The following is an 11,254-nucleotide window of genomic DNA, read 5'->3' as shown; positions in this document are numbered from 1 at the left end:
GCAACAGCGCAGCAAGCGTATGAATCAGACGAAGGGAGTTTGCAGCTAGTGATCAATCTGTTTCTTAAAGAACAAGACGCAAAGGTGATGGTTGCGCGGTTGCGTACACAGGAAAATAAGCTTGTGTCGGAGCTGAACTATTTCCTTGGCACAAATGAAACTGAAAAGGTAGGGAACGAATAATGTTTAAGAATGGAATATTACTCTTAATTCTGTTTTCGATAGGCCTTTTTAGTGGCGTTAAATTGGCCCCTGTATTTCAGGGCAGTGCAGACACCGCTGAAAGTAATGCTGAGGAAAAACCTCTTTATTGGGTTGCACCAATGGACAAAAACTACCGGCGCGACGGCCCAGGTCAGTCGCCAATGGGAATGGATCTGGTGCCAGTTTACGAAGAAGAGTCGAGCAATGAACCAGGGATTCGAATAAGCCCCGAGGTTGAGAATAACCTTGGGGTCAAGACTGTTCCAGTAGCAAAAGAAACAGTTGTTTTTCCGATTCAAACTGTTGGAACAGTCGTGTTTGACGAAAGCAGAATCGAACATGTGCACACCCGTGTAGACGGCTGGATAGAGAATCTATCCGTTGCAGCTGTTGGTGATCGTGTTGAACAAGGGCAGGTGTTGTTTGAGCTTTACTCGCCAGCCCTTGTAAGTGCACAAGAAGAGTACTTGGCAGCGCGACGAAGTAAGAATACGAAGCTCATTAAAGCATCAGCCTCCAGACTATATGCACTTGGGCTAAGTCGAAACCAAGTTAACAGCCTCGCAAAGAAAGGAAAGGTTGAGCAGACCGTTAGTATTACAGCATCACGTTCCGGCGTAGTGAAAAGCCTTAACGTGCGAAAGGGTATGTTCATCAAACCAGCCACCGAGGTCATCGCAATTGCCGATTTGAGCTCTGTGTGGGTGATTGGCGAAGTTTTCGAGGGCCAAGCTGGTTTGGTTCGTCAGGGGGTTGACGTAAGCATTGTCTCGTCTGCTTTTCCCGGGAAGGAGTGGCACGGAACCGTGAATTATCTCTATCCGGAGCTCGATACCGCTACCAGAACGCTCAAGGTGCGTGTGCGTATTGATAACGCAGATGAGCTATTACGGTCCGGCATGCTGGTAGACCTAGCTCTAAATATTGCTCGTTCAGAAGCTACGCTGACAGTGCCACGCAGCGCGGTTATTAAAACTGGCCGCCATAACCGTGTAGTCAAAGCGTTAGGAGAAGGCCGTTATCAGTCGGTCCCTATTAAAATTGGTTACGAAGGATTATCCGCTGCAAATGACAACGCTGTGATCGAGATACTTAACGGTCTTTCTGAGGGTGAGAGCGTCGTCATTGCTGCGCAGTTTTTGATTGATTCAGAGTCTTACGTAGAGGCTGAATTCAAAAGAATGGAACAACAACTGAATAACCCCTCCGAAATGGCCGAACCCGATAAAATGGCACAAGAAGTCTTAACCAAAGGTGTTATTGAGAAAGTTATGCCTGAAATGGGCATGGTCACCATCACCCATGAGCCAATAACTGAATGGGATTGGCCTACCATGAAAATGGACTTTGGTTTCGCCGACAGCATCGAACCAAATTCATTCACTGAAGGAGCAACGGTCGACTTCATTCTGAGGAAAACCGGCGACTGGGACTACCAAATTACAGCCTTGGGTGACCAAGCTGTGATGCAGCATTCAAAACAAACACAGAAGCTACCTCAAGGCGCCGTTAAATCAAACGGGATCATACGGGACGTAATGCTCGATATGAATATGCTGCAGGTTGTTCATGAACCAATTCCTGAGTGGGAGTGGCCAGAAATGAATATGTCTTTCATCGTTAAGGAAGACGAGGCGCTCCCAGATCTGGAGTCCGGAGATCAGATTTCATTTTATCTGCGAGAAACTGAAGAAGGTGACTATGAGATCTCAAACGTACGAAAGCAGTAGGTATTGCAATAACGACCAAGACTTAAACAAAAAACGCAAGGAGTTAAGTATGACTAGTCTCAACAAAGTAACCGCATCAGGTGTCTTCGCGACACTTTTAGTTATTGTTAGTGCAAACGCCGTCGCTACAGATCACGGCATGCATCACGAGGGCATGCATCACGAGGGCATGCATCACGAGGGCATGCAGAACGAAGGTATGCACGGTGAAGGCAAACATGGAGAACGTATGAGCAACATGCGCGAAGTAATGGGCATGGGGCGACTCAACAAAATTATGGCTGAGAGAGGCATGGTAAATATTAACCATGAACCGATGCCTGAGATGAACTGGCCTAAAATGCGCATGAACTTTCAGGTTCAAGAAGGTATCGATTTAAGCGAACTCAACTTAGGCGACGAAGTTGAATTTACATTGATGGTTGACGATAACAACAACTACATCATCAAAGATATCAAGACAAAATAAGTACAAGGCTCGGACGGTCCATTGCCGACGAGCCTTGCCTAATAGCCTTGCACGGGCTGCATAACCGTTAACGGAGTTCTTACATGATCGCTGCCATTATAAGATGGTCGATAACGAACCGCTTGTTTGTTCTTATTGCTACCGCAGTCTTGCTCGGACTGGGGGCGTATGCTGTTAAAAATTCCGCAGTCGATGCCATTCCAGACCTCTCCGATGTGCAGGTGATCATCAAAACGAGTTATCCGGGACAAGCTCCACAAGTAGTAGAGGACCAGGTGACATATCCGCTAACGACTGCGATGCTCTCTGTTCCCGGAGCGATATCGGTGCGCGGATATTCATTTTTTGGCGACTCCTATGTGTACGTTATCTTCGAAGATGAGACGGATATCTATTGGGCTCGATCAAGAGTTCTTGAATATTTAAACCAAGCAGCGGGGAATCTTCCGGATACCGCGAAGCCGCAGTTAGGCCCAGATGCAACTGGCGTAGGCTGGGTTTACTTGTACGCACTGGTGGATAGAACAGGCGCTCACGATCTTTCGGAACTTCGAAGTATTCAGGATTGGTTTCTCAAATATGAGCTGCAAACGGTCGAGGGTGTATCGGAGGTAGCTACCGTTGGCGGCATGGTGCGGCAGTATCAGATAGAAGTAGACCCGAATAAATTGCGCGCATACAACATTCCGTTAAGCCATATTTCGAATGCGGTAAAGCGCGCAAACCAAGAAACCGGTGCTTCCGTCGTCGAGATGGCTGAAGCGGAATATATGGTTAGAGTGAGCGGCTATCTAAAAAACGTCAGTGACATTGAGAACATACCCTTAGGCTTGAGGCAATCCAATATCCCCATCCTATTAAAGGATGTTGCCGAAGTTCGAATAGGACCACAAATGAGAAGAGGTGTGGCCGAACTTGATGGAGAGGGCGAGGTTGTTGGTGGCATTGTTGTCATGCGTTTTGGGGAAAACGCACAGGAGGTGATTAGTAACGTCAAAGCACGACTTGATTCGTTGAAGGCTGGACTACCGGAAGGGGTGGAAATAGTTACTACCTATGATCGATCCGGGTTGATAAACAGAGCAGTTGATAACCTTGTTGAAAAACTAGTTGAAGAATTTGTTGTCGTGGCGATCATTTGTGCTTTGTTTTTGTTTCACCTGAGGTCTTCTTTAGTTGTAATTCTCAGTCTTCCTGTGGGTATATTGACCGCATTTGTCATCATGTATCAGCAAGGCTTGAATGCCAACATCATGTCGCTTGGCGGAATCGCATTAGCGATCGGCGCCATGGTTGATGGGGCCATTGTGATGGTCGAAAACGTGCATAAGCACATGGAAAAAACGCCGCTCACGAATGAAAACCGCTGGGAGGTAATCGGACGGGCGGCAACGGAAGTCGGGCCACCTCTTTTCTTTTCCCTATTGATCATCACCCTGAGCTTTCTTCCTGTATTTACGCTAGAAGCGCAGGAAGGAAAGCTTTTTACGCCTCTTGCTTACACAAAAACATATGCAATGGCCGCCTCTGCCGGTCTCGCCATTACGCTGGTTCCGGTATTGATGGGCTACTTTATTCGCGGCAAGGTGATTCCAGAGAAAAAGAACCCAATCAATCGCTTACTTATAGCGAGCTATAAACCAGCGCTAAAAGCTGTTCTGACTTACCCAAAGACGGTTGTTCTGTTGGCGTTCGTTGCTATGGGTATCGGCTTGTGGCCGGCAACCAAGCTCGGCAGTGAATTTATGCCCCCGCTGGATGAAGGCGATCTAATGTACATGCCAACCACCTACGCGGGTATTTCAATTGGCAAAGCTCGAGAGCTATTGCAACAAACCGACAAGCTTATAAAAACGGTGCCTGAAGTAGAGACTGTGTTCGGGAAGGTTGGCCGCGCAGAAACGGCAACGGATCCTGCACCTTTGACCATGATAGAAACATTTATTCAACTGAAGCCGCGTGACCAATGGCGACAGGGAGTAACCACGCAGAGTCTTCGTGATGAGTTTGATAAGTTGGTTAAGTTCCCCGGCCTAACGAATGCTTGGGTGATGCCCATTAAGACTCGAATAGACATGCTATCGACCGGTATAAAAACACCCGTTGGAATAAAGGTCGCAGGACCTGATCTAGCCGTGATTGAGGAAATCGGCAAACAACTTGAAAAAGTGCTTCCAGATGTTGAGGGTACGGCTTCCGTATATTCTGAACGGGTCGCAGGGGGACGCTATGTTCATATCGATGTAAATCGTGAGGCTGCGGCGCGGTTTGGTCTTTCCATCGCTGATGTTCAAGAAGTGGTCAGAGCTTCGGTTGGCGGAATGAACATTTCTCAGACTGTAGAAGGACTTGAAAGATACCCTATAAATCTTCGATACCCCCAACGCTTCCGCGATTCCGAAGAGCAGTTGAAGTTGTTACCTGTAGTCACCCCGTCAAAGCAAAGAATTGCGTTATCTGATGTCGCTTCAATATACGTGACACAAGGACCGCCCGGAATAAAGAGTGAAAATGCAAGATTGAATGGTTGGACGTTGGTAGATATATCGGAACGAGATCTCGGCTCTTATGTGCGAGAAGCGCAAAAAGTGGTTGCGGAGAAAGTGATTTTACCCCCCGGATACTCAATTAACTGGTCGGGGCAGTACGAATATATGTTGCGTGCAGAGCAGAAGTTGAAGGTCGTTGTCCCTTTAACCCTTGCCGTCATTGTGTTGCTACTCTATATCAATTTTAGAAATTTTACCGAAGTATTGATTATCATGGGTACCGTTCCTTTTTCACTAATCGGGGGTCTATGGTTAATGTATTTACTTGGTTACAACATGTCCATAGCGGCCGCAGTAGGGTTTATCGCACTCGCTGGCGTGGCTGTCGAAATTGGGGTGTTGATGCTCGTCTACCTTAATCAATCACTCGGCGATGCAAACGCCATAGCGCAACGAGAAGGGCGCACGCTTTCTCAGCAAGAATTGTCGGACGCAGTGTTAAAAGGGGCCGCACTGCGCGTGCGGCCGATTATGATGACCGTGTTGACGGTCGTTATCGGGCTTATCCCAATTATGCTCAGTGATGGCACCGGTTCTGAGGTGATGCAACGAATTTCTGGTCCGATGGTTGGAGGGATGATTTCGACGCTAATCCTTACGCTTCTCGTCATACCAGTAATCTTTTATTTGTGGAAAAAATCAACCAATGTTGAATTAATTAGTAACGGAGAAAAAGTATGAAAACGAGCAAAGTCGCGTTAATCGGTGTTTTGGCTGTCATCCCAATTGTAGCTCTTGGCGGGCCAGGTGAGAGCGGCCATGATCATAGCTCTCATGGTCATAGTGCTCCTGATCAGGGTGTTAGTAATGAGCATATGCACAAGAACTCACATTCATCGATGCATGAAAGTATGCATGGCGGAGATCATGGTATGCATGGTGGTCATGGGCATCATATGGAAAGCATTGCTGGTTCACCTGGAAAAGAAAGCGAGGTAGACAGAACGATTGAGGTCACGGCCAATGACTCGATGAAGTTTATTCACGAGCCTCTTGAGATCAAAGATAGCGAGACCGTCAAATTCGTAATCACCAATACTGGCGATACGGTACATGAGTTTTCCATTGCAACTAAAGATGAGCATATGGAGCATGGAAAAATGATGATGAAAAACCCGGACATGCATCATGGCCCAGGCGGCCCGTCTATCACTATAAAACCAGGCGAGACGGAAGAGTTGATATGGCGGTTTGAAGAAGCTTGGCAAGTTGAGGTAGCTTGCAATATGCCGGGGCATTATGAGGCTGGTATGCATAGCCCGGTGACGTTTAAGTAGCAAATGACATTACCAAAGTGTGCATACGATGACGCTTCGAGCGTCATACTTTTTTGCATCAAAAGCACAGCCGAACAATGCGCTGCGCTTTTGATGAGCAAGTCTACGATGAAAGGTATTTCTTACCGAACGTAATAGAGTACAAGATAACCGACCAGCAACACAGCCACCCATACAACCATTGTTTCGGTAGGCCATAGTTTCGCGAAATACCCCTTTGGTTTTCCTGTCTGCGAATCGTACGAGCTGGCTACAAGGCTTTTCAAGCTATTGATCGCCGAGTTTTCGCTTGCGACATATGCATTATAAACAGAGCGTGCGCCACGTTGAATGACACTTGGCGCCAGCTTTCGATATACCCAGTCAAAATCAAGATTAGTCGAGCGAAGCTCGGGTGGGTACATGTTTTTAAGGTTCAACCAAACAAAGGCCATTGCAGAGAAGAACAGAAGTTGTAGCTGAGTTAGAACGTGCGTTAAATCATAGGGCTGGTACTCTGCCTCCCATGGAAGTAGGGAATAAACCGTTTGCGCCGGAAAGGTCCCAATTATCACACATAGCGTAGCCGCTAAACCCATCGCGATGAGCATGTTTTTCGGAGGTTCCGTGGTACGGATACCGGAATCATGCGCGAAGAAAGCGAAGTAAGGTATCTTAATGCCTGCGTGGTGAAACACCCCTGCTGCCGCAAACAAAAGAAGTAGCCAGATGATGTCATAGCCTTCCGCAATTGCAGCGCTCATAATCATCGATTTAGAAACAAAGCCACTAAACAGCGGGAAGGCGGAAATCGACGCTGCACCGACGATACAGAATATCGCTGTTTTTGGCATGCTTTTATAAAGGCCGCCCAAATCGGAACCGTTCATTCGCCCGGTCATGTGGAGCACTGCACCCATCGTCATCATCAACAGGCCTTTAAAAATGACGTCATTAAACGCATGTGCGACTGCGCCATTGAGCGCCAATGCAGTACCAATCCCCACACCGACAATCATAAAGCCTATCTGGTTAATCATGCTATATGCGAGCACGCGCCGAAGATCGTTCTCAATCACAGCATAAAAGATCGGGAAGCACGCCATCGTGCCGCCAATCCAAATGAGAAGCTCCGTACCGGGGTAGCCGCGAGCAAAAGCATACACCGCAACTTTCGTTGTAAAAGACGCCAAAAATATCGTGCCGGTTGGTGTCGCTTCTGGATAGGCATCTGTTAGCCAGTTGTGAACAAATGGGAAGGCGCACTTAATGCCGAACGCAAGGAAGATTAACCACGCGCCGATTTGCGCCAGACCGGTATGTTCTAAGCCGATGTGCTCGAAACGTAAACTGTTACCCGCCTGAACAAACATCAGTAAACCGGCTAAAAGGAGTACGCCGGACAACACTTGAATGATTAAATAACGAATACCAGAAGAGTAGGCGCGGTCCGTACGGCGTGCCCAAACGAGAAAAACAGATGTCAGCGCTAGCAATTCCCAAAACACGAATAGGGTTAACAGATCACCCGCGAAGACCGCACCAACGGCACTCGCTGCATAGCTGAGGGCAGCAACGTGCTGAACCGTATCCTTTACATGCAGCGCATAGACGATGGCAATGAACGAAGCCAAGTGAAACAGGTACCCAAACATCAAGCTAAGCTTATCAACCCGAACTGGTTCAAGTGCATAGCCCATAAACTCAAAAGACCAGTAGACGCCGTGCTCTAACCCAGTTAACTGATACGCACCCCAAACAGGGGCAAGCAGCATGATCACACTGCGAAGATGACCCCGCAAAAGTATGGCTGCAAGCGATCCGATTAATAGGGGCAAAAAAGGCGGTAGCAACGTCATACTACTCATCGTAATAATCCTCGCCACGCATTAGAAACTTTCGCATCTCTCGCGCTATCAGTACCAACACAACGCAACCAACGAAGCCATAGATCGCATAGAATGCGGGAATCTTTTCCCATTCGTGGTAAATGTGTCGATGCACAACAAAGTCAGCCACCACAAGTAAGCCGCATATCACGTAAAAGACTTTTAGCATTTTTTGGATGTTCTCCGGTTTGTCGAAGAAATCCTGAGGCTCTTTATTTGGATCCATTTATTGCCCTCCCTGCGTAGTCGAAACACCGGGTATCAGATTTACCAGCTCAATGAGCGGCTGCGGGAAGAAAAACAGCGCCACACAAGAAAATGATGTAATGCCGATCGCGATGAGGATTGCGACAGGAGCTTCTTGAACTTCACCCCATGTCCAAGGCCTTGAAGCACTGTCTGTTTGATTGAAAAAGGCCTTCATCGGTATGGGCAAAAGATAGGCAATGTTGAGCAGGGAGCTAATCATTAACACGGCAACAATCACTAGCTTATCTGCATCGAGTGCGCCAATTGTGAGATACCATTTACTCCATGTTCCCGCCATTGGTGGCAGCCCGATAATGCTAATGGCCCCAATCGCGAACGCGCCCATTGTGAGGGGCATCTTTCTACCCAAGCCTACCATGTCACTAATATTTTTTTTGTGGCTCGCCACCATGATGGCACCCGCGCAAAAGAACAGTGTTATTTTGCCCACCGCATGCGTGGCTATGTGCATCGTCGCCCCGGCTGCCGCGATTGGCGAAGCGAGTAAGGCCCCTACGGTAATGTAGCTCAACTGGCTAACGGTAGAGTATGCGAGGCGTGCTTTGAGGTTGTCCTTAGTCATCGCAATACACGATGAAAGCAAGACGGTCGTTGCTGCGATATATAGCATCACATCAGTCAGCGAAATCTCTTTAAGTTGCTCAAGCCCGAAAATATATATTACGACCTTTAAAACACTAAATACCCCTGCTTTAACAACAGCAACAGCATGGAGTAGAGCACTAACGGGCGTGGGCGCGACCATCGCGGCGGGGAGCCAGCGGTGAAATGGCATAAGTGCCGCTTTACCAATGCCATAACAAAAGAGAACCAAAAGAATACCGAGAATAGGGGCCCCGTCCGCGTTCGCAAATACGCCCCCGGGAGTAAAGTCGAGCGTACCAGCTACCTGCCACGTGCCCAAAATTGCAAGCAACAAAAAGGCAATTGAAGTGCTGATCAAAATACCAAGATATACTCGTCCACCTTGCTTTGCGGCGTCCGTACCTGCATGAGTCACGAGCGGATAGGTCGAAAGCGTAAGTACTTCATAAAAAACAAACAGTGTAAGTAAATTGCCAGAAAAACAAATCGCCATAACCGAGCTAATTGCTAACGCAAAGCAAAAGAAAAACCTTGTTTGATTTTCTTCGTTGTGGCCCCGCATATAGCCAATTGCATAAATCGTGGTTACGGGCCAAAGTGCGCTCGCAACAATTGCAAACACAACACCCAATGGCTCAATATCGAACGACAAACCAATGCCTGGAAATAACTCAACCCAGGTCGTAGACATGGCCTCACCAGCAAAAATGCGCTGCGTGATTTCGAGCACCAATGTGAACAGGATGAATGCGGTCGCAAGAGAGGCGGCCTCGCGCAAATTCGGAATTTTTCCCGTTAACAAAACCAACACGCCACCGATCAGTGGAATCGCAATCGATAGGTTTATAAGGGTTGCGGCGTCAAAGGAACTCCAAAACATTATTGGCCACCTCCAAGCAGCGCTGAACCCTGAGTCAATGCGGAAGCAGCACTCGAAGCGGCGTTGATTGTTAGTTCAGTATCCAAACCAAAATAAATATTCGCCAAAACCAGTACCCACATAGGTAAGAGCATAAGTATTGGGGCTTCCTTAATACTTGAAGCATCGACGCCTTCTGGCAATTTTTGGAAGTAAGCCGCTTCCAGCACGCGACCGATGTACACGACTGCGAACAGCGAGGCTAACAAGACTAAAAACGCGACAATCCAATTGCCTTGCTCTAGTGCGCCAGTCACTAAATACCACTTACTGATAAAACCAACAGTTAACGGAACACCGATAATACTTAAGCCAGCAATAGTAAAGGCGGCCATGGTCCAGGGCATTGCGCGACCAAGCCCGTTAAATGATCGAATTTCAACACTACCTACTCGGTAAAGCACCGCACCAACGGCCATGAATAAAGCGCCTTTCATCAATGCGTGATTGAAAATATGCAAAAGACTTGCGGTTAAACCAGTAATGCTGACGAGGCTGATGCCAAGAACGATATAGCCAATTTGCGCCACACTACTATAAGCGAGTAATGTTTTTACATTGCTTTGAATGGCAGCGGTAAACGAGCATTTGAAAATACCTACGATCGCAAGAGCGAGTAGAATGATACTCATACTCATTTCTTCAAAAACATGCTCCGCGCCAAACACGGTGTATATAAAGCGGATCATGACGTAAACAGCTACTTTTGTCGCTGTTCCAGCCAAGAACGCGGTAACCGCAGAAGGGGCATGGGTATACGCGCCAGGAAGCCACATATGCAAAGGAAAGAGAGCGAGTTTAATACCGACGCCAACCATGATGAAGGCAAGCCCGGTATTGACGGTACGACTGGTCTCGATTGCTTGAAGACGATCTCCAAGATCCAGCATGTTAAGTGTTCCCGTCTTCATATACAGCATGCCTACGCCGATCAGTATGAAGGTCGCGCCAATTGTACCCATCACCAAGTACCGAAATGCGGCAGTCAGGCATCGCCTATCAGAGGCTAAGCTCACGAGGGTGTAGGTCGCGAGAGAAGAAATTTCAAGGAATACGAAAAGGTTAAACGCGTCACCGGTGATCAGTATCCCGGAAAGGCCTGCAAGACATAGCAAGTGCGCCGTGTAATAAAGCGTGTGTTGCCCTTCTTTGATTTCCTTTTCAATGCTAGCGCGTGCATAGATGAGCACCAAGCTAGAAATACCGGATACGGCGAGTAACACAAATGCACTGGCGACATCGATACGCATCTCTATGCCCCAAGGTGGGCTCCAGCCACCCAATGCATAACGAATCGCTCCATTCGCCAGCGTCAACTCCAATAGGCCAATCGCGACAAAAAATGCGGCGATACTCGCACTAGTAGAGAGCAGCCAAGCGAGC

Annotated in this window: 9 protein-coding genes; 5 read left to right on the top strand and 4 right to left on the bottom strand. The window is 47.8% G+C overall.

Annotated features, from left to right (window positions below):
• The 5 genes from A3750_RS26800 to A3750_RS08310 all read left to right on the top strand — a co-directional run.
• Positions 1 to 183, top strand: a 183-nt coding sequence (locus A3750_RS26800; protein WP_231871772.1) for a hypothetical protein, incomplete at its 5' end; no start/stop codon positions are given.
• Complete coding sequence (locus A3750_RS08325; RefSeq protein WP_068548164.1) at positions 183 to 1,934, top strand: efflux RND transporter periplasmic adaptor subunit; 1,752 nt, start codon at positions 183 to 185, stop codon at positions 1,932 to 1,934. The genes A3750_RS26800 and A3750_RS08325, both read left to right, overlap by 1 nt.
• 49 nt (positions 1,935 to 1,983) lie before the next feature.
• Positions 1,984 to 2,403 (top strand): copper-binding protein, encoded by a 420-nt coding sequence (locus A3750_RS08320; RefSeq protein ID WP_068457815.1) that lies wholly within the window; start codon positions 1,984 to 1,986, stop codon positions 2,401 to 2,403.
• Between the two features lie 83 nt (positions 2,404 to 2,486).
• Positions 2,487 to 5,633 carry an efflux RND transporter permease subunit gene (locus A3750_RS08315; protein ID WP_068457814.1) on the top strand — a complete coding sequence of 1,049 codons (3,147 nt, stop codon included), beginning with the start codon at positions 2,487 to 2,489 and terminating at the stop codon, positions 5,631 to 5,633.
• Positions 5,630 to 6,229 (top strand): plastocyanin/azurin family copper-binding protein, encoded by a 600-nt coding sequence (locus A3750_RS08310; RefSeq protein ID WP_082863310.1) that lies wholly within the window; start codon positions 5,630 to 5,632, stop codon positions 6,227 to 6,229. Before A3750_RS08315 ends, A3750_RS08310 begins: the two co-directional genes overlap by 4 nt.
• Before the next feature lie 122 nt (positions 6,230 to 6,351).
• On the opposite strand, the gene A3750_RS08305 is transcribed toward A3750_RS08310, so the two are convergent.
• The 4 genes from A3750_RS08305 to A3750_RS08290 form a co-directional block, all read right to left on the bottom strand.
• Entirely contained in the window at positions 6,352 to 8,076 is a 1,725-nt protein-coding gene (locus A3750_RS08305) for a Na(+)/H(+) antiporter subunit D (RefSeq protein WP_231871771.1), read from the bottom strand.
• On the bottom strand, positions 8,069 to 8,323 hold the full coding sequence (locus tag A3750_RS08300; RefSeq protein WP_068457810.1) for a hypothetical protein: 255 nt from the start codon (positions 8,321 to 8,323) through the stop codon (positions 8,069 to 8,071). The genes A3750_RS08305 and A3750_RS08300 overlap by 8 nt, the downstream gene beginning before the upstream one ends.
• Positions 8,324 to 9,832 carry a proton-conducting transporter membrane subunit gene (locus A3750_RS08295; RefSeq protein ID WP_068466187.1) on the bottom strand — a complete coding sequence of 503 codons (1,509 nt, stop codon included), beginning with the start codon at positions 9,830 to 9,832 and terminating at the stop codon, positions 8,324 to 8,326.
• A partial coding sequence (locus tag A3750_RS08290; RefSeq protein WP_068548163.1) for a monovalent cation/H+ antiporter subunit D family protein occupies positions 9,832 to 11,254 on the bottom strand: 1,423 nt, incomplete at its 5' end. The genes A3750_RS08290 and A3750_RS08295, both read right to left, overlap by 1 nt.

The organism is Oleiphilus sp. HI0079 (assembly GCF_001635105.1).
This window is presented reverse-complemented; position numbering and strand designations above follow the sequence as displayed.

Bases quoted from the DNA above. Each gene is read 5' to 3' on its own strand.
- A3750_RS08320 (WP_068457815.1), top strand. From the start codon at position 1,984: ATGACTAGTCTCAACAAAGTAACCGCATCAGGTGTCTTCGCGACACTT.
- A3750_RS08310 (WP_082863310.1), top strand. From the start codon at position 5,630: ATGAAAACGAGCAAAGTCGCGTTAATCGGTGTTTTGGCTGTCATCCCA.
- A3750_RS08300 (WP_068457810.1), bottom strand. From the start codon at position 8,323: ATGGATCCAAATAAAGAGCCTCAGGATTTCTTCGACAAACCGGAGAAC.
- A3750_RS08325 (WP_068548164.1), top strand. From the start codon at position 183: ATGTTTAAGAATGGAATATTACTCTTAATTCTGTTTTCGATAGGCCTT.
- A3750_RS08315 (WP_068457814.1), top strand. From the start codon at position 2,487: ATGATCGCTGCCATTATAAGATGGTCGATAACGAACCGCTTGTTTGTT.
- A3750_RS08295 (WP_068466187.1), bottom strand. From the start codon at position 9,832: ATGTTTTGGAGTTCCTTTGACGCCGCAACCCTTATAAACCTATCGATT.
- A3750_RS08305 (WP_231871771.1), bottom strand. From the start codon at position 8,076: ATGAGTAGTATGACGTTGCTACCGCCTTTTTTGCCCCTATTAATCGGA.